General features: G+C 57.7%; 15 protein-coding genes and 1 tRNA gene. 1 reads left to right on the top strand and 15 read right to left on the bottom strand.

The window, feature by feature from the left end; all coding sequences use genetic code 11:
• Window positions 1-51 precede the first annotated feature (51 nt).
• Window positions 52-306 carry a 30S ribosomal protein S20 gene (gene rpsT / locus C8275_RS01370; RefSeq protein WP_022385827.1) on the bottom strand — a complete coding sequence of 85 codons (255 nt, stop codon included), beginning with the start codon at window positions 304-306 and terminating at the stop codon, window positions 52-54.
• A gap of 45 nt (window positions 307-351) precedes the next feature.
• Window positions 352-423 (bottom strand) — tRNA-Glu (locus tag C8275_RS01365).
• 285 nt (window positions 424-708) lie between these two features.
• Here C8275_RS01365 and recO point away from each other — a divergent pair.
• Window positions 709-1,434 carry a DNA repair protein RecO gene (recO, locus tag C8275_RS01360; RefSeq protein WP_106483780.1) on the top strand — a complete coding sequence of 242 codons (726 nt, stop codon included), beginning with the start codon at window positions 709-711 and terminating at the stop codon, window positions 1,432-1,434.
• Between the two features lie 789 nt (window positions 1,435-2,223).
• Here recO and C8275_RS01355 read toward each other — a convergent pair.
• The 13 genes from C8275_RS01355 to rsmH form a co-directional block, all read right to left on the bottom strand.
• Window positions 2,224-2,673 (bottom strand): GatB/YqeY domain-containing protein, encoded by a 450-nt coding sequence (locus C8275_RS01355; RefSeq protein WP_022385829.1) that lies wholly within the window; start codon window positions 2,671-2,673, stop codon window positions 2,224-2,226.
• A gap of 99 nt (window positions 2,674-2,772) precedes the next feature.
• A complete protein-coding gene (gene ftsZ / locus C8275_RS01350; RefSeq protein ID WP_022385830.1) occupies window positions 2,773-4,071 on the bottom strand; it encodes a cell division protein FtsZ in 1,299 nt (432 codons plus the stop codon).
• Window positions 4,072-4,111: 40 nt separating this feature from the next.
• The gene (gene ftsA, locus C8275_RS01345) at window positions 4,112-5,839 is read right to left on the bottom strand and encodes a cell division protein FtsA (RefSeq protein WP_106483779.1); all 1,728 of its coding nucleotides are present in this window, start codon (window positions 5,837-5,839) and stop codon (window positions 4,112-4,114) included.
• Window positions 5,840-5,859: 20 nt separating this feature from the next.
• Window positions 5,860-6,597, bottom strand: a complete 738-nt coding sequence (locus tag C8275_RS01340) for a cell division protein FtsQ/DivIB (RefSeq protein WP_022385832.1) — start codon at window positions 6,595-6,597, stop codon at window positions 5,860-5,862.
• The gene (gene murC / locus C8275_RS01335) at window positions 6,591-7,970 is read right to left on the bottom strand and encodes a UDP-N-acetylmuramate--L-alanine ligase (protein ID WP_106483778.1); all 1,380 of its coding nucleotides are present in this window, start codon (window positions 7,968-7,970) and stop codon (window positions 6,591-6,593) included. Before murC ends, C8275_RS01340 begins: the two co-directional genes overlap by 7 nt.
• A complete protein-coding gene (gene murG, locus C8275_RS01330; RefSeq protein WP_106483777.1) occupies window positions 7,960-9,090 on the bottom strand; it encodes an undecaprenyldiphospho-muramoylpentapeptide beta-N-acetylglucosaminyltransferase in 1,131 nt (376 codons plus the stop codon). The genes murC and murG overlap by 11 nt, the downstream gene beginning before the upstream one ends.
• A 350-nt stretch (window positions 9,091-9,440) precedes the next feature.
• Window positions 9,441-10,715, bottom strand: a complete 1,275-nt coding sequence (locus tag C8275_RS01325; protein WP_106483776.1) for an FtsW/RodA/SpoVE family cell cycle protein — start codon at window positions 10,713-10,715, stop codon at window positions 9,441-9,443.
• Between the two features lie 18 nt (window positions 10,716-10,733).
• The gene (gene murD / locus C8275_RS01320; protein WP_022385836.1) at window positions 10,734-12,071 is read right to left on the bottom strand and encodes a UDP-N-acetylmuramoyl-L-alanine--D-glutamate ligase; all 1,338 of its coding nucleotides are present in this window, start codon (window positions 12,069-12,071) and stop codon (window positions 10,734-10,736) included.
• 2 nt (window positions 12,072-12,073) lie between these two features.
• Window positions 12,074-13,342, bottom strand: coding sequence for a phospho-N-acetylmuramoyl-pentapeptide-transferase (gene mraY, locus C8275_RS01315; protein WP_022385837.1), 1,269 nt, complete (start codon window positions 13,340-13,342; stop codon window positions 12,074-12,076).
• A 14-nt stretch (window positions 13,343-13,356) separates the two neighbouring features.
• Entirely contained in the window at window positions 13,357-14,811 is a 1,455-nt protein-coding gene (locus tag C8275_RS01310) for a UDP-N-acetylmuramoyl-L-alanyl-D-glutamate--2,6-diaminopimelate ligase (RefSeq protein WP_106483775.1), read from the bottom strand.
• A gap of 52 nt (window positions 14,812-14,863) precedes the next feature.
• The gene (locus C8275_RS01305) at window positions 14,864-16,984 is read right to left on the bottom strand and encodes a penicillin-binding protein (RefSeq protein ID WP_106483774.1); all 2,121 of its coding nucleotides are present in this window, start codon (window positions 16,982-16,984) and stop codon (window positions 14,864-14,866) included.
• A 4-nt stretch (window positions 16,985-16,988) separates the two neighbouring features.
• Entirely contained in the window at window positions 16,989-17,381 is a 393-nt protein-coding gene (locus C8275_RS01300; protein ID WP_234395679.1) for an FtsL-like putative cell division protein, read from the bottom strand.
• A 5-nt stretch (window positions 17,382-17,386) separates the two neighbouring features.
• Window positions 17,387-18,334, bottom strand: coding sequence for a 16S rRNA (cytosine(1402)-N(4))-methyltransferase RsmH (rsmH, locus tag C8275_RS01295; RefSeq protein WP_106483773.1), 948 nt, complete (start codon window positions 18,332-18,334; stop codon window positions 17,387-17,389).
• Between the last annotated feature and the right edge of the window lie 448 nt (window positions 18,335-18,782).

Raw genomic sequence — 18,782 nt, 5'->3', positions numbered from 1 at the left:
CGGTGAAGACTCAACCTTATCTATTTGGTTTTGACAAGTTATATGCTTTTATTAAGCAAGTCCGTTAATGTATGCAGACAACTTAGACTTCAAGTTTGAAGCTTTGTTCTTGTGGATCAAGTTGGTCTTGGCAGCCTTGTCCAACATCTTCTGTACTGAAGGATACAGTGCAATCGCTTCAGCCTTGTCAGTCAACGCGCGAAGCTTTCTCACAGCATTTCTCATGGTCTTGCCATAATATCTGTTGTGCAGTCTTCTTTTCTCTGCTTGTCTGATTCTTTTGATTGATGATTTATGATTTGCCATCTCGACTAATCTGTTTTACTTGTTCTTTAATTCGTTTACTTTAAGTAGCCCGTGGGGGAATCGAACCCCCCTTTCAAGAATGAAAATCTTGCGTCCTAACCGATAGACGAACGGGCCTTCCTGACTGAGTAAGCTTTCGCTTTACTGCCTCGAGAAGTGTTGTTTCTCGTTTGCGGATGCAAATGTAGAGGGTTTTTCCGACATGACCAAACCTTTTTGCGAAAAAGTTTGGATATTTTTTAAACCTTGATAGCCTCTATATGCTTATCTTATTGATAATAAACGCAGTGAAAGTGTTGCAAATAAAGGTTAAACGAAGGACGCCTTCCGCAGGGTTGTAGGGTGAGTGGAGGAAATGCGTTATTTTTGCGTCTGAAGATTGAACCTTAGAATGATAAAGGCATGTTTCAGAAGGCAACCGGTATTGTGCTTCGCACTGTAAAATACAACGATACGTCGGTCATTGCAGACTTGTTTACCGAGCAATGGGGGCGGGTGGCTTACCTCGTGCGTCTGCCGCACAGCAGGAAGAGCGGACTGCGCAGCGTGTTCTTCCAGCCGCTGTCGATGCTGGAGTATGAGTCGGACTATCGTCCGCGGCTGAACTTGCAACATCTCCGCGAGGTGCGCCCGGCGTATCTGTTCCGCTCCCTGCCTTACGATCCCTATAAATCTGCCATTGCGCTGTTCCTGGCGGAATTCCTGGGACATGCCTTGCGCGAGGAGCAGGAGAACGTCCCGTTGTTCGCCTACCTGTTCCACTCCGTGCAATGGCTGGATGCCTGTGAGGGTACGTCCGCCAACTTTCACCTGGTCTTTCTCATGCGTCTTTCGCGTTTTGTCGGACTTTATCCGAATCTGGACGATTACCGTCCGGGTGACTGTTTCGACCTGCGGGCTGCGTGCTTCGTGGACCGTCAGCCTTTACACACCGACTTCGTGCGCCCCGATGAGGCTGCGCGGCTGAGCAAACTGATGCGCATGAACTATGAGACGATGCACCTGTTTGAAATGAGCCGCACGGAGCGCAACCGTTGTGTGGAAATCATCCTGAATTACTACCGGCTCCACCTCCCTGACATGCCTGAGCTGAAGTCGCTCGAAGTGTTGCGCGAGCTGTTTCTCTGACGCCGACGGGCACATCCTTCCGGCTTCCTACCTATTTATATATAGGGTGGTCGGCTGATGGCGTTTGTCAGAAGGAAAGCGAATGGCAGGATTGGGTGACAGTTTTTCCTAAAATGCCGTTTTCAGTTAACGCGTGTTTTTCTAAAATCTGATGAACTGGCACGTGATTGCAAAGGAATGTGAATGAAAAGGGATGAAAATGACTCTGATTTTAGAAAACTATACATTTGAATTTCGAAATCCTTACGTTTTACCGCCCAAACAATATTGTTTCGCGTGTCAAACACTTGTGTTTGGCGAGTCCAAACAATATAGTTTCACTTCTCAAACAATATTGTTTGACCGGCGAAAGTCAAATGTTCGGGCGATGAAAGGAAAAAAATCGGAGTTTCGTTCTCCAGAAGGTGGACGGTGTCAACAAATCGGAAGGTATTAAACGGACAGGTAGGACCGGACGTCCGGTAGAAAAAGGACGCGACACTCCCGGCTGTGCTGTTCGTTGTGAAGCGGAACGGGTGAAATCTGCATCCATGTGTATTTCGCGAATCGCCTGAGAAGGGCCTCGGAATCCACGAAACTGTATTTTGGTGCGAGGAAGGGGCGTGTGGAGGGCTTCGTTTGACAAAGTGTCAGCGGACGGTCGTCCCCGTCGGCTGATAAAAACAAAGACAGAGGCACGAAAGCACAAGAGAGACGGGAGGACGCATCCTGTCCATCCCGGTCCTGTGCTTCCGTGCCTCTGCATGCGGGGGAGGTCACCCCCGGACGTTTCAGGTCAGCTGACGGGGCTTATCCCAGCAGCTCCTTGACCTTGGCGGAGATGGCACGTCCCTCAGCCTGTCCGGCAAGACGCTTGGTGGCGGTGCCCATCACCTTGCCCATGTCCTTGGCGCTGGTGGCTCCCACCTCGGCAATGATGGCTTTCAGGGCAGCCTCCAGTTCGGCTTCACTCATCTGCTTCGGGAGGTAGGCTTCGAGGACGCTGACTTGTGCCAATTCGCCTTCAGCGAGGTCTGCACGCCCTTGTCCCTTGTAGATTTCAGCGGAATCTTTGCCTTGTTTCACCAGTTTCTGGATGAGCTTCAGGGCGTTGTCGTCCGTCAGTGTATCGTTTGCACCCGGAGCGGTCTTTGCCTCCAGAAATACTTTCTTCACGTTGCGCAAGGTCTCCAGACGTACCTTGTCTTTGGCCTTCATGGCCTCCTTGATGTCGTTGCTTATTTGATCAAACAGACTCATAGATTAGTAGTTTTTAAGTTTGTGTGAGGGGCGGGCGGTCTGCCCGTCCGTTATTTTATGGTTTAGTAGCGGACGCACATCCGGTGTGTCCGCTACGGTTCAGAACGAGATGGTTCCTCCCTGTTGCGCGGAAGCAGCCGACGGCGTTGCCTGTTCTGCCTTCTCGGGCTGTTGGGCGGCGATGCGTTTGAGGGCGGCTTTGTCGCGCGTATAGGTCGGGGATTCTTCGAGGTTGAAGATGATGTTGTCGTCGTCGAGTGTCTCGGGGGTGAAGAGGTAGATGTGGTGCTTCTTCACATGTCCCTTGGTCGTGACGGACCCCCGTCCGTAGATGTCCTCGATGCGGGTTGTCTCCGTCTGTTCCTTCTCGATGCGGTCCTGGTCTACCAAGGCGTCCACTTCGTCTCCGGTGAAGTTCTTCACGTCGAAGCCCGATGCCAACAGGGTAATCTTGACGCTGTTGCCCAGTGAGTTGTCGATGGCGTATCCCCAGATGACCTTCACGTTGGAGTTGAGGTTCTGCATGAACTCGTGGATGGCGTTGACCTCGTCCATCATGAAGTTTGACTCTTCGCTGAAGGATAGGTTGATGAGCACCCGTTGGGCATTGACAATGTCCGTGTTGTTGAGCAGGGGCGAGTGGAGGGCGTCCTTGATGGCGTTTTCCACGCGGGCATCCCCTTCGCCGAGACCGGTACTGATGATGGCCACACCGCCGTTGCGCAGGGTCGTGCTGACGTCGGCGAAGTCGAGGTTCATCGTACCCTCGATGGTGATGATTTCCACGATGCTCCGGGCAGCGATGGAGAGGGTGTCGTCGGCTTTCGTAAATGCGTTGACGAAGGTCAGGTCGGCATAGATGGAGCGCAGCCGTTCGTTGTTGATGATCATCAGCGCGTCGACATTCTCCTTGATGGCATCCACGCCGTCGATTGCCTGGAGGATTTTATCGCGTCCTTCAAATAGGAAGGGGATGGTGACGATGCCGATGGTCAGGATGCCCATCTCCTTTGCCACACGTGCCACGACGGGGGCGGCTCCGGTACCTGTTCCGCCGCCCATACCGGCGGTGATGAACACCATCTGTGTGCCGTCGCTGAGCAGTCGGCGTATGTCCTCGATGCTTTCTTCGGCAGCTTCCTTAGCCTTGGACGGGCAGTTGCCGGCACCCAGACCCTTGGTGATGGTGGGTCCGAGCTGGAGCTTCACGGGGATGGGCGACCGTGCCAGTGCCTGGTTGTCGGTGTTGCAGAGTGCAAAGGTCACTCCCTCGATGCCCTCGTTGTACATGTGGTTGACGGCATTGCCACCGCCGCCGCCCACACCGATGACTTTGATGATACTTGTCGATTTGTCGTCCAGTGAGAGGAACGACACCAGTTTATCGTCGTTTGGCATATCAGTAGTTGTTTATAGGTGTGTGAGGTGATGTTGTTTCTTAGTCGTTCATGATGATGTCTCCCAGTCCGCGCAGCTTGCCGAAGAAGCTGTTCTCCCGCTTCACTTTTTCGGCAATCTCCCCGGCTTTCTCCTTGACACGTTCGGCAGCCTCGGTGGCGGCTTCGATGTCTGCAAACACGACGCGTGCCTCGCTGAGGTAGGCTTCGTCGGTGATGGTATCCATGACGGTGGAGGCGTTGTCGCGCAGTCCCTGGATTTCCTTCAGTCGAGCGATGGCGGAGATGTTTGCCTTGTGGGCGGCTTTCGAGTCTTTCTCCTCTTGTGCCTTCTTGACCTCTTTCAGGGCTTCGTTGAGTTTTTCCTGGGTGAGGACGATGTTGTCGGCAGCCGACTTCACTTCAGCCAGCGCCGCGGTGTTGGCTTTGACGCGTGCCTCTTCGGCAGCCTTACGCTTGCGTGCCTCCTCTTCGGCAGCGGCGGCTTTGGCTGCGGCTTCGCGTTCCTTGCGTTCGCGCTCTTCGGCTTCACGTCTGGCTGCTTCGCGTTCCTGTTCCTCGTGCTCCTTCTGCTGCATCTGTTCGATGAGGTCGGTTGCCGGGGCTACGGGTTCCGGTCGGTAGCAGTTCTCCTTGCCGGCAGCCACGAGGGCGAAGAGGGTGTTCAGGCGTCCGTTCTTGGCATAGAGTTCCTGCTCGGTGGCCTTGATGGGCATGTTCACCGTGCCTGCAATGCGTATCTTGATGTATTTTCCTTTCTGCATGAAGGCGCCTTGGAGGTTGCGCAGGTTGGCGCCTCCACCGGTCAGGACATATCCGGCGGTCAGCTTGTCGCTGTATCCCGCCAGCATAATCTGGTTGCGTACGTTGGCGACAATCTCTTCGGTGCGTGCGCCCACAATCTCGTTGAGGAGCTTCGCCTGGATGTTGCGGCTCTCGTTGATGGGGTATTTGTCGTCGTCGCTGTTCTCGTCGGGGAGTGTGAATCCGGAGCCGTAGGTACATTTCAGCATTTCAGCATCCTCTTCCTCGATTTGCAGTGAACAGATGTCCTTGGTGATGTTGTTTCCTCCCAGGGGGATGACGGCGAGGTGGCGCAGCAGTCCCTGTTTGTAGATGGCTACGGTCGTGGTGTCGGCTCCGCAGTCGATGAGGGCGCAGCCCAGCCGCATCTCGTTCTCCTGCAGGACGGCGTCGGCGAGTACCAGCGGTGAGATGAAGAAGCCTGCAATCTCGATGCCTGCCTGTTCGAAGCAGGTGATGATGTTGCGTTTCACCGAGGTGCGTGCGACGATGTTGAGGAAGTGTCCCTCAATCTCGTTGCTGATGATGCCCACCGGGTCGAGGTGGTTGGTGTTCTTCACCTTGTATTCCTGTGGAATGACGTCGAGGATGTCGCGGTCGGGATAACGCGTCTGCCGGTTGTTGGCGATGAGCTGGTTGACGATGTCCGGTGTGATGGCGGTCTCACGGGGCAGATGTTCCACCACGAAGTTCTTTTCCGAGTGGAGCGACTGTCCGCCGATGCCCACATACACCTTGGCTATCTCGGCTTCCAGCTGTTCTTCCAGCTTGTTGATGATTGAAGTAAGCCCCAGTACGGTCTTGTTGATGTTGTAGATGATGCCTTTGCGGATAAAGGCAGAGGCTTCTTCGCGAGCGTAGGCAAATATCTGGATGCTTCCGTCGCTGTTTCTTTTTCCGGCCATTCCCGTGAGCTTCGACGAGCCCAGCTCGATGGCTACGATGAAATCTTTCACTGCTGTCATATACTTACTTCTTGGTTTCGTTATCGGTTCTTGGTGCAAATAATCTGGTTGTTAAACTCTAGGCTGATGCGGGCGTACTTGTTCCATCCCACTTTGTTCAATGCCTTTTCGTAGAAGGTGCGCAGGCGTGCCAGCTTGCCTTCGATGTCCCGTGGCTTGCCGAGGAAGACGATGTGGTCTCCTACGCGTGGGACTATCTCCAGTTCGCCGTCCGGTGTGACGTTGACCTGCTCGACCTGGCTGTTCCAGAACGGGTCGTTCTGGAGGCATCTGCCCAGTTCGACGAGCAGGGAGGCGGCATTCTTCTGCGTCACGTGTCCCGTCACGACCGGCAGGTGGGCGGCATAGCCCGAGCGGGGGATGACGGTCCCGTAGCTGTCGAGGTAGTATTGTTCGCCGTTGTCTGCCATGATGCGGAACACGGGAATGCGCTGGCTGATTTTCACACAGACCTGTCCCGTGGGGCTCTTGAAGCATTCCGCTTCCTTGATGAAAGGGCTTTTGTCCAGACAGGCCTCGATGTCGCGGCAACGTATGGAGTCAAGCTTTTTGCCCTTGGGGTACAGTCCGTCTTTCTGCAGGAGGTGCTTGATGTCGGCAGGGGTGATGAAGTCTCCCTCTTGTCCGTCAGCGTCGACGGTCACGGCCAGGTCGGTGCACACGGCATCGGCAGGCTGCCGGTTCAGGCGAGTCATTGCCACTGCCAGATAGGCGAGCAGGAGCAGGACGACGGTCAGGATGAGGATTTTCTTCAGCATGGTTCGTTCAGGATGTCACAGAGTTGGGGAACATAGCGGTCCAGGTCGCCGGCACCGAGCAGTACCAGTACTTCCGGACGTTTGGTACGGATGATGTCAGGCACTTCCTCCTTCCGACAGAGGGTCTTCTTCACTCCCGGTGCAAGGCGGTCGTAGATGAGCCGGCTCGTTACGCCTTCGATGGGGGCTTCCCGTGCCGGATAGATGTCCGTCAGGATGACCTCGTCAAAGAGCGAGAGGCTCTCGGCGAAGTCGGCATAGAAGTCGCGTGTCCGGGTGTAGAGGTGCGGCTGGAAGAGTGCCGTGAGCTTCTTGCCTTTATAGAGTTCGCGGATGGACAGCGCACTCTGCCGCAGTTCGGCAGGGTGGTGTGCGTAGTCGGTCAGGAAGGCACGTTCGGGTGTGCGTATCTTGAAGTCGAACCGACGTTCCACGCCGCGGTAGCTTGCCATGCCGTTGCGGAGTTCCTCGTCGGTGGCTCCGTTGAGCTGTGCCAATGCCATGGCGGCGATGCTGTTGTCGATGTTGATGCTCACGGGGACTCCCAGGCTGATGTCGCGCACGGTGCCGCGGGGCGACACGAAGTCGAACGTGATGTCTCCGCCTCCGATACGGATGTTCTCGGCATGGAAGTCGCCGTGTTCACGCGAATAGGTGTAGACGGTCACCCCCTCGGCTACGTCGGGATGCATCTCCAGTCCTTCGTGGATGATCAGGCAGCCGTCAGGACGGATGAGGGTGGTGAAGTGGCGGAAGCTCTCCAGGTATGCCTCCTTCGTCCCGTACACATCGAGGTGGTCGGGGTCGGTCGCCGTAATGACCGCCATGTAGGGCGTCAGGTGATGGAAGGAGCGGTCGAACTCGTCGGCCTCAATGACCACAAGGTCGCTTCTCGTGGAGAGCAGCAGGTTGGTCCCGTAGTTCTGTGAGATGCCGCCAAGGAAGGCGGTGCAGCCGACATGGGACTCGTAGAGCAGGTGTGCCGCCATGGTCGATGTGGTGGTCTTCCCATGTGTGCCCGCCACGCAAAGTCCGCGGTCGGAACGGGTGATGACTCCCAGCACCTGGGCACGCTTGTGCAGTTCGAAGCCGTGTTCCCTGAAGTAGGTCAGTTCCCGGTGTGTCGGCGGAATGGCGGGTGTGTAGACCACCAGCGTCGTGGCAGGGTCCTTGCATGCTTCAGGAATCAGGTCGGTGTTCTCTTCGAAATGGAGCAGTGCGCCTTCGCGCATCAGTTGCTCAGTCAGTTCGCTCGGTGTACGGTCATAGCCTGCCACCACCTTGCCTTTCGACAGGAAGTAGCGTTCGAGGGCGCTCATGCCGATGCCGCCAGCTCCGATGAAGTAGACCGAGCGTATGGTATCAACGTTCATGATTGTTCCGGTAGTTTGCTGCCAGTGCCAGTACTTCGTCGGCGATGCGGTCCGCCGAGTTGTAGAAGGCAAGCTTGGCAATGTTTTCACTCAGGGTGCGCAGGCGGGGAGCATCGTTCACGGCATCGATGGCGGTGGCGAGCATCTTCTCTTGCGCTTCACTGTCTTTCACGTAGAGTGCCGCTCCCTTGTCGACCAGGGCAAGGGCGTTCTTCGTCTGATGGTCTTCCGCTACGTTGGGCGAGGGCACCAGTACCACAGGCTTGCGCAGCAGGCAGAACTCCGAGATGGAGCCGGCTCCGGCACGCGAGATGACCAGATCGGCAGCGCTGTAGGCGAGGTCCATGCGGCTGATGAAGTCCGTGACGTGGAGCATCGGGAGCTCTCCGGCTTCCGCCACGCGGCGACGGGCATCATCGATGTAGATTTTGCCGGTCTGCCAGATGAACTGGACACCCGAAGAGCGGATGAGGTCCAGGTGGGAGAGTACGCACTGGTTGATGGTGCGTGCGCCGAGACTCCCGCCGATGATGAGGATGGTTTTCTTTTCCGGGTCGAGTCCGAAGGAACGGACGGCTTCGCTGCGGTCGGTCTGCCGGTCGAGCAGGTCCTGGCGGACGGGGTTGCCCGTCATGATAATCTTCCCGGCGGGGAAGAAACGTTCCATCCCTTCATAGGCAACGCAGATTTTCTCCGCCTTCTGGGCCAGCAGCTTGTTGGTGACGCCGGCGTACGAGTTCTGTTCCTGAATCAGGGTGGGGATGCCCATCATCCCTGCGACTTTCAGGGTGGGACCGCTGGCATAGCCGCCTACACCCACTGCTACCTGCGGACGGAACTCCTTGATGATGCGCTGTGCCTTCAGCTGGCTTTTGGCAAGTTTCCAGAGTACGGCAATGTTGCGCCACAGGTGTTTGCGGTCGAATCCGCACACGGGCAGTCCGACGATGTCGTAGCCTGCCGCCGGGACGCGTTGCATCTCCATGCGTCCCAGTGCGCCCACGAAGAGGATGCGTGCGTCGGGACGTTTGGCTTTGAGGGCATTGGCGATGGAGACTGCGGGGAAGATGTGTCCTCCGGTACCACCGCCGCTTATGATGATTCTCAGTTCTTCTTCCATTTGAATGGTCGTTTTGGGGATTGTTCCACAAAAGTACGAATAAATCAATATAGCGGTGTGGTAAACAACGAGATAATTTTGCGTCGGGTGTGAAAAAGGGGAAGAAGGGAAAAGGAAGGGGAGGATAGGGAACGGTTTATAAAGAATAGGAACGCGCGGATGCAGCCGGATTCCTGTCGGAATGCAGGAGGCTATATGCTCGAAGAGGCGGACTGACATACCCTTCTATTGCCGATGTTCTGGTACGGTCCGGGGAGAAACAGAGACGCCGGAGAGGGCGGATGCGTCCGTTCTTTCCTGAAAGATGAAGGAACGTTGGCATACGACCTCTCCGGCGTCGGATGTTGGGGTTACAGGAGTCCTCCCTGGCGTGGCTCGGTGTCGAGTCCGCTCCCCAGTTCTTCAAGGCGTTCGGCTTTGGCGATGTCGCCTTCTGCGAGTGCCTGTTGCTTGTCAGCCTGGATGTTGTTGTAGCGGCTTACGCTCAGGATGATGCCGATGTAGACGCAGTTGATGAGCGTCGATGTACCACCCCGGCTGATGAGGGGCAGCGGTTGTCCCGTCACGGGGAACAGACCGACGGCGACCATCATGTTGACAAAGGCCTGCATGACGATGAGCAATGCCACGCCGATGGCCATCAGTGCCGGGAAGTCCCTGTTGCACTTGTTGGCAATCTTTGCCGTACGGATGAGCAGGATCACGTAGAGGAAGATGATGCCTGCGGCGGGCAGGATGCCCAGTTCCTCAAGGATGATGGCGAAGATGAAGTCGGAGTATGCCTGGGGCAGGTTGTCGCGGGTCTTCGAGTTGCCGGGACCCAGTCCGATGACGTTGCCCGAGGCGATGGCAATGTGGGCGTGTCCCACCTGGTAGTTCGCCTGGATGTCGTATTTCTCGGGAGGAACTGTCTCCTGATGCTTGTCGCTGAAGTCCAGGAGACGGTTCTTCCACGTGGGGCCGCGTCGCTCCAGCAAGGGGACTTTCTTCAGCGTGTCAGTCGGTGTGACGAGCAGGAAGGTGGCGAAGAGTCCGCCGGCAAGGACGATGATTCCCAGCAGGGCGCCCAGCTGACGGAAAGGTATGCGTCCGATGAACATCATCAGGAAGATGATGCCGCCCAGGATGAGTGCCGTCGAGAGGTTGTCGGGGGCAATGAGCAGGAGGGTGGGGATGGTGCAACCGAGTATCCACTTGAAGGCGGTGCGGGAGGAACCCTTCTCTTCCTGGAAATGCGAGAGGATGATGGCGACCGTGATGATGAGTCCCATCTTTGCCAGCTCGGAGGGTTGGAAAGGCACGCCGAAGATTTTGAACCAGCGTATGCCATCGTTCTTTTCCACACCCAGTCCGCATTGCATCAGGATGAGGCAAATCCACGTAAAGAGCAGCAACAGCGGGGCGAGCTTGAACACACGCAGGGGGATGAACTGCACGCCGATAGCCAGGGCCGCACCGCCAACAAGGAATCCGGTGTGGCGGATAATCTGTGACGTGTAGTTTCCTGTCTGGAAGGCCAGCGTACTGCTCGCGCTGAACACTTCGAGGACGGAGGTGAGGCAGAGGAGCAGGAACACTGCCCACACGACCTTGTCACCTTTGAAGAGGTTTTTGAGAAGTTCCATAAGCCTGAGGGTTAGAGGTTAGGACCGGAGGGCCCGGACGCATGCCTTGAACTGGTCGCCGCGGTCTTCGTAGCTCTTGAAGAGGTCGAAGCTGGCGCAGCAGGGGCTGAGCAGGACGGTGTCGCCGGGTTGTGCCATGCGGCGGGCGGCGTCGATGGCATCCGCCATGCTGCGGACGTCGGCTACGGGCAATCCCATGGGGTCGAAGAAGTCGTGCAGCTTCTCGTTGTGCAGTCCCATGTAGACGAGGGCACGGCATTTCTGTGCCACGAGGTCCTTGATTTCGTTGTAGTCGTTGCCCTTGTCCTTGCCGCCAAGGATGAGCACGGTGGGTGTGGTCATGCTTTGCAGGGCGTACCAGCAGGAGTTGACGTTGGTGGCTTTGGAGTCGTTGATGTATTCCACGCCGTCGACCGTGCCGGCTTTCTCCAGGCGGTGGGGTACCCCCTTGAAGTCGCTGAGGGCTTCGCGGATGGTCTCCTTGCGGATGCCTGCGAGGTTAGCGGAGATGCCCGCTGCCATGGAGTTGTACAGGTTGTGGGTACCGGTGAGTGCCAGTTCCTCCTCCTCCATGTTGAAGGCGATGGGTTCGGTGAAATAGAGCTTGTTGTCCTCGGTGTAGGCGATGACTCCCTGCTCCTTCAGCTCGGAGAACGGGCAGAGCTTTGCCTGGATGCCGTACTTCTTCAGTTCGCGGCGGATGATGGGGTCGTCGTTCCAGAAGATGAAGGCGTCGTCCTGCGTCTGGTTCTGTATGATGCGGAACTTGGCGTCGATGTAGTTCTGCATGTTGTGGTCATAGCGGTCGAGGTGGTCGGGCGTGATGTTCATCAGCACGGCGATGTTTGCCCGGAAGTTGTACATGTTGTCGAGCTGGAAGCTGCTCAGCTCGATGATGTAGTAGTCATAGTCCTTCTCGGCGACCTGCAGGGCGAGGCTCTGTCCGATGTTTCCTGCCAGACCGACGTTCAGCCCTGCGCTGCGGAAGATGTGATAGATGAGCGAGGTCGTGGTGGTCTTCCCGTTGCTGCCCGTGATGCAGATCATCTTGGCGTGGGTGTAGCGTCCGGCAAACTCTATCTCAGAGATGACGGGGATGCCCTTCTCCTTCACGCGGAGCACCATGGGGGCGTCGTTGGGGATGCCGGGGCTCTTGATGACTTCGTCGGCATTGAGGATGAGCGATTCCGTGTGATGGCCCTCCTCCCAGGCGATGCCTCTGCTGTCGAGCATCTGCTTGTACTTATCTTTGATGGCCGACAGGTCCGACACGAACACGTCAAAGCCTTTGACCTTGGCAAGGACAGCTGCGCCGGCTCCGCTCTCGCCGGCTCCTAAAACAACAATACGTTTCATTGTCATCTGATTTTAAGTGTGATTATAGTGATTGCCGCCAGCACGATGGTCACAATCCAGAAGCGGACGGTGATTTTCGATTCATGGAAGGCGTTGGCAGGCTTGGTGAATACATAGCTGCAATTCGGGTCGAGCTGCGCCAGGGTGGTGCGGAAGTGGTCGTGGATGGGCGTCCGCTTGAACAGACGCTGCTTTACGCCCTTCTTTTTCCCACTCTTGTAGTAGCGCACCTGAAGGATGACCGAGAGGTTCTCCACGAGGAACACGCCGCACAGGATAGGGATGAGCAGCTCCTTGTGGATGATGATGGCGAACACGGCGATGAGGCCGCCGATGGTGAGGCTGCCCGTGTCGCCCATGAATATCTGTGCCGGGTAGGCATTGTACCACAGGAAGCCGATGAGCGCACCGATGAAGGCGCAGATGAAGATGACCAGCTCCTCGCTTCCCGGGATATACATGATGTTCAGGTAGCTGGCGTACTCGATGTGGCTGGAGACGTAGGCGAGGATGCCGAGTGTCACGCCGATGATGGCGGAGTTGCCCGCAGCCATGCCGTCCATGCCGTCATTGAGGTTCGCGCCGTTCGAGACCGCAGTGACCACGAAGATGGTGACGAGGACGAAGAGCACCCAGCCCGCGGCTTCCTTGTGCTCGCCCATGAAGCCCACGAGGTCGGCATAGTCCAGGTTGTTGTTCTTGAAGAAGGGGATGGTGGTCTGGGTAGACTTCTCCGCCTGGCTCTCATGGACGATGGCGACGGTGTTGTTCACCTGGCGGTGCTCGATGTTCTTGCGTATCACCACGTCGGGGCTGAGATAGAGTGTCAGGCCGACGATGAGTCCCAGTCCGACCTGTCCGATGATTTTGAACTTCCCGTGCAGTCCCTCCTTGTCGTGCTTGAAGGTCTTGATGTAGTCATCGAGGAAGCCCAGTGTGCCCAGCCACACCGTGGTGATGAGCATCAGCACCATGTAGATGTTGTCCAGCCTCCCCAGCAGCAGGCAGGGGATGAGTATGGCGACGATGATGATGATGCCGCCCATGGTGGGCACGCCCACCTTGCCGGTATTGAAGGGGTCGATGCTGGCGTCGCGTTGTTCCTCGGAAATCTGCTTGCGCTTCAGCAGGGTGATGAAGTACTGCCCGAAGATGGAGGAGATGAGCAATGCCAGGATGATGGCGATGAGCGAGCGGAACGACACGTAGCCGAACATGCGCGCTCCGGGGAAGTCGAGCCCCTCAAGGTATTTGAAGAGATAGTAGAGCATTCGTCTGTCGTTGGTTAGTGGTTAGCAAATAGGTCGCGGATGATTTCGCGGTCGTCGAAGTGGTGTTTCACGCCTTTTATCTCCTGATAGTCCTCGTGTCCCTTGCCTGCCACCAGGATGACATCGCCCGGTTGGGCGAGCAGGCAGGCGGTGCGGATGGCTTCGCGACGGTCGACGATGGAGAGGGTCTTCCGCTTGTCCTCTGCGGTCAGCCCGGCGAGCATGTCGTCGATGATGGCTTGCGGTTCCTCGAAGCGGGGGTTGTCGGACGTGATGATGAGGCGGTCGCTCTGGCGGGCAGCCTCCTGTGCCATCAGCGGACGCTTGCCCTTGTCGCGGTTGCCGCCGGCTCCCACCACGGTGATGACGTGGCCCTGACCGCGGAGCACCTCGTGGATGGCATTGAGCACATTCTCCAGGGCATCGGGGGTGTGGGCGTAGTCGATGATGGCGGTGTACCCGTCCGGCGAACGCTGGGCGTCAAATCGTCCGGCGACGGGGCGGAGCAGGCTCAGTGCCACCAGCACGTCCTCGGGCTTCTTGCCCAGCAGGACGGCGGCCCCGTAGACCGCCAGCAGGTTGGACGCATTGAAACGGCCGATGAACTGCACGTTGACCTCCGTGCCGTTGATGTCCATCAGCATGCCTTCGAAACCGTCCTCCAGCACTTTGCCCTGAAAGTCGCACAGGCTGCGGAGCGAGTAGGTCGCCACGCGGGCACGGGTGTTCTGCACCATGACCATGCCGTTGCGGTCGTCGGCGTTGGTCAGGGCGAAGGCGCTCTTGGGCAGTCCGTCAAAGAAGGCCTTCTTCGCCTTAAGGTAGTTCTCGAACGTCTTGTGATAGTCCAGATGATCGCGTGTCAGGTTCGTGAAGATGCCTCCGGCAAAGCGGAGTCCCCCGATACGCTTCTGGGCGACGGAGTGCGAGCTGACCTCCATGAAGACATACTTGCACCCCTCGTCGGCCATGCGTCCGAGCAAGGCGTTGAGCGTGATGGGGTCCGGCGTGGTGTGGTCGGTCGGGATAGCCTCGTCGTCAATGTAGTTGCACACGGTGGAGAGGAGTCCCACCTTGTAACCGAAGTGCCGGAACATCTTATATAATAAGGTGGCGATGGTCGTCTTGCCGTTGGTGCCGGTCACTCCCACCAGTTCCACCTTAGAGGTCGGGTCGCCGTAGAAGGTGGTAGCGACCTGTCCCACGACGTCTTCGGTACTGTCCACCACGACGTAGGTCACGCCCTCGGCGAGCGTGTCGGGCAGTGTCTCGCAGAGGATGGCGCGTGCCCCCAGCTCGATGGCCTTGCCGATGTAGGCATGTCCGTCCGTCTGTGTACCGCGGAGGGCGATGAAGAGGTGTCCCCCGGCAATGCGGCGCGAGTCGATGTTCACACCCGTGATGTCGCACTGCGGGTCGCCGCTCAGGTTGTTTATCTTGATGTGTTCAAGCAGTCTTTCCAGTTTCATAACAGTTCAGGTTTGGGAACCTCCGGTGGAGGCTCCGGGTGGTTATAATTAGTTAATTGCGTAATCGTATCACTATCGCCGCGCCCTTTGATACACGGCTTCCGGGGAGGATGCTCTGGTAGTAGACGTGTCCCACGCCTTCCATCCGGACACGCAGCCCGGACTGTTCGAGCGCATAGACGGCGTCTTTCGCACCCATGCCGCGTACGTTGGGGACCAGCCCCTTGCGGAAGGCGAGCGGTTTCAGGCTGACCGCCACGGAGTCGCTGTGGAACGTAGCCCACGGGCTGTCGCCCACGCCGGGTGCACGGCGGGTCTTCACTTGGAGAGCTTGCAGCACCGTCTCCGTCTCAGCCAGGTTGCCGTCCTTCACCGTGGGGACGACCACCGAAGTGGAATCGATGGCATCCTCCAGCCGCAGCGTCAGGTCCTTGGCGTACACGCGTTCGGCTATGCGGCTGAACACGCTGCCCGCCATCAGTCCGCCCGAAGCGGGGCCATGAGGAATGCGGATGGAGACAATCATGCTGTACTTCGGGTGCTCGGACGGGAAGAAGCCGCAGAAGCTTACGAGATACTTCACCGTGCCCGACTTGTAGCCCGACGCGCCTTGCGACACCTGTGCCGTGCCCGTCTTGCCCGACACGCTGAACTGCTTGCTGCCGGCGGGCTTGGCAAGTCCCTGGCTTACCACGCGCCGCAGGATGGTGCGTATCTGCGTCAGGGTCGTGTCGGAGCAGATTTTCGGGTTGATGACTTCCACCGGGTACTCCTCCACCACCTCGTCTCCCTGCATGGCAGCGGTGACGAAGCGCGGGCGCACCATCGTCCCGTTGTTGGCGATGGCGTTATAGAACGTCAGGATGTTGATGGGCGGAATCATGGTCTCGTAGCCGATGCTCATCCACGGCAGCGACGTCAGCGAGAAGTTCTTCCGCTCCTTGGGTCCCTTGATGTAGGGCGTGCCTTCTCCCGGCACCTGGAGGTGCAGGGGCTTGTCGAGGCTCATGCGTTTCAGTCCGTTGACGAAGCGTTGCGGGTCGTCGTGGTAGAATTGGTCGATGATGGACGACACGCCCACGTTGGACGACACCTCGAGGATGCGGCTCACGTTGATTTTGCCGTAGCCGCCGCGGTGCCAGTTGTGGTCGCGCATGGGGCGGCGGTACATCATGCGGATGCCGTTGCCCGTGTCCACTTCGTAGTCGGGGGTGATGTATCCGTCCTCCATCGCCACCATGATGGAGGCGGTCTTGAAGGTGGAGCCCGGCTCCATCATGCTGCCCACGGCCCAGTTGTCCTTCTCATAGTAGAGGCTGTCGCCGGTCTTGGTCAGGTTCACGATAGCCTTCACGTCGCCCGTGGCGACTTCCATCAGGACTGCCGTCCCCCAGTCGGCATTGATTTCCTTCAGCTTGTCCATGAGTGCCTTTTCAGCGATGTCCTGCATGTCCACGTCGATGGTGCTGATGATGTCGCACCCGTCCACCGGCTGGCGGTCGACGATGAGCACGCCGTTCGCGCTCATCACCTTCTGCCGGTGGGCGATGCCCGGCGTACCGCGCAGGAGCGAGTCAAATGACAGCTCCAGTCCGCTGATGGCAGAATCTTTCGAGGGGAACATCTCGCCCAGCGTCCGTCGTGCCAGCGAGCCGAAGGGCTTCTTGCGCTGGTTAAAGGGCTCGCCGATGAGGCCGCTCTTGTTCTTGGAACGTTCCAGGACGGGCAGCTGCTTGATTTCCTGGAACTGGGTGAACGAGATGCGGTAGGGGTAGAGCGGGTAGTGGCGTGCGCCCAGTTTGCGTCCCTTCTTGAAGGTCGCCTTGAACTCCGCCACGCTGCGGTCGGGGAGTATCCGGTGCATCCCCTTGCATATCTCGTCGAGGTGTGCCATCAGGAGGGAGTCTTTCTCCTTGCCTCCTGCCTTGAAGTCCATGTAAATCTTGTATTCCGGCAGGCTGCTCGCCATGAGCTGTCCGTCGGCGGAGAGGATGTTGCCGCGTGTGGCCTTCACCGGCACATTCTCCGAGACGTACCGTTCCGCCACGGTGTGCCAGTAGTCCCTCTCCCCGAACATGATGACGCCCGCCTTCACGATGATGGAGATGCCCACGACCACCATCAGGACGATGAGGGCGAGGTAGCGTGTGAGTATGTTCTTATGCTTCGCCATAGGCTTACTTGATTAGGTAGGGTGGGTTGGTCGATGTCTGGAGGGTGCTCTTCTCCTTGGAGACGTACTCCTCGATTTTCGACTGCCGGCTCTTCTCCGTCAGTTCAGACGAGCGGGTGAGCGCGTTGTACTTCATGTTGGTCAGCTCCTTCTTCATCCGGTCGATGGCGATGATTTGCTGCTGGCAGGCATAGCGGTTCCCGATGTAGAGGATGCCATACACCACGAGCATCACCAGCAGCCAGAACTGCCGGCGCAGGAACTTGTGGGTCAGGATGTCGCCGCCCAGGAAGCTTTTGAACGAGAGCTTCTCCTCGCCGTCTTCAGCTGACGGCCGGTGCTTCTCCTCCGGCTGTTCGGGAGCGGGTATTGCGGTAGTCTTGTCTTCTTCTTCCATAGTGATTAATCGTTTTCGGTTGCCTGTTGTTCCGTGTCTGTTGCCGTCCGTTCGGCGATGCGCAGCTTGGCGCTCCGCGAGCGGGGGTTGCGCTGCTGTTCGGCTTCATCGGGGACGATGACTTTGTTCGTGACCAGGCGGAAGGGAGTTTCCACCCGTCCGAAGAAATCCTTCACCACGCGCCCCTCGGTGTTGCCCGTTTTCATGAGGTTCTTCACGAGGCGGTCCTCCAGCGAGTGGTAGGTGATGACCACCAGGCGTCCGCCCGGCTTGAGCACCCTGACCGCGGCGGCGAGCATCTCCTTGAGCGCTTCCATCTCCTGGTTCACCTCGATGCGCAGTGCCTGGAACACCTTGGCAAGCTCTTTCTTCTCACGTTCGCGTCCGAAGAGCGGCTTCACGACGGCGAGAAACTCCTCGATGGTCGTCAGTGGTGCCGACGCACGCGCCTTGACCAGCGTGGCGGCAAGCTTGCGGCTGTTCTTCAGTTCCCCGTACAGGTAGAACAGGTCTGCCAGACGCTCCTCGCTGTAGGTGTTCACCACGTCGGCAGCCGTCAGTCCCGACCGCTTGTTCATGCGCATGTCGAGCTTGCCCTCGAAGCGGAACGAGAAGCCCCTTTCGCTGTCATCGAAGTGGTGGGACGACACGCCCAGGTCGGCAAGGATGGCATCCACCTGTTCGTGGTGATAGTAGCGCAGGAAGTTGTGGAGGTAGCGGAAGTTGCTCCGCACGAACGTGAACCGCGGGTCGTCGACGATGTTCTTTTCCGCGTCCTCATCCTGGTCGAAGCTGTAGAGGCGGGCGGTGTCGTCCATGCGGCGCAGTATCTCGCGCGAGTGTCCGCCGCCGCCGAAGGTCACGTCGACATAGATTCCTCCGGGCTGTATGTTCATGCCGTCCACGCTGGGATGCAGCAGGACGGGGATATGGTAGACTGGTCCTTCGCTCATAGTGAGTCTCTGATGTTTAAGTTGTTGCATCGTTGTCGCCCCTGACGGCGAATTTGGGTGTAAAGGTACTCAATAATCGTGTACTGCGCATGCTCTTTGTGCGAAAAAGAGCCTATTTAGTTATCAACACAGTGTTGAAAAACGCCGCGTCCGTCCGCCGTTTTCGACGGACGCCGGACGAACGGCGCGCGGCAAGGGCGCTGCGGTGTGTGTGCCCGTCCCGTCAGCGAGTGCATGCAGGGGCAGACGGACGGGCGGAAGGCATGTGCCGTCCCTTCATCTTGTTGGATTTTTTCAAAACGGACGAACGGACGGAAAACTCCTTTTCCCCTCATCCGTCCGTTCGGACAGAGTCGTCGTAAGGTGTTGATTTACAGGTATGATTTTATGAAAGCTTTTTTAACTTCATACGGACGCGTCCGTACGCTCGTACGGATGGGTCACTACG

Source organism: Bacteroides sp. Marseille-P3684, from assembly GCF_900291465.1.
In the GTDB taxonomy this organism is placed as follows: Bacteria; Bacteroidota; Bacteroidia; order Bacteroidales; family Bacteroidaceae; genus Phocaeicola_A.
The sequence above is the reverse complement of the archived record's forward strand: the minus strand, read 5'-3'. Positions and strand labels throughout refer to the sequence as shown.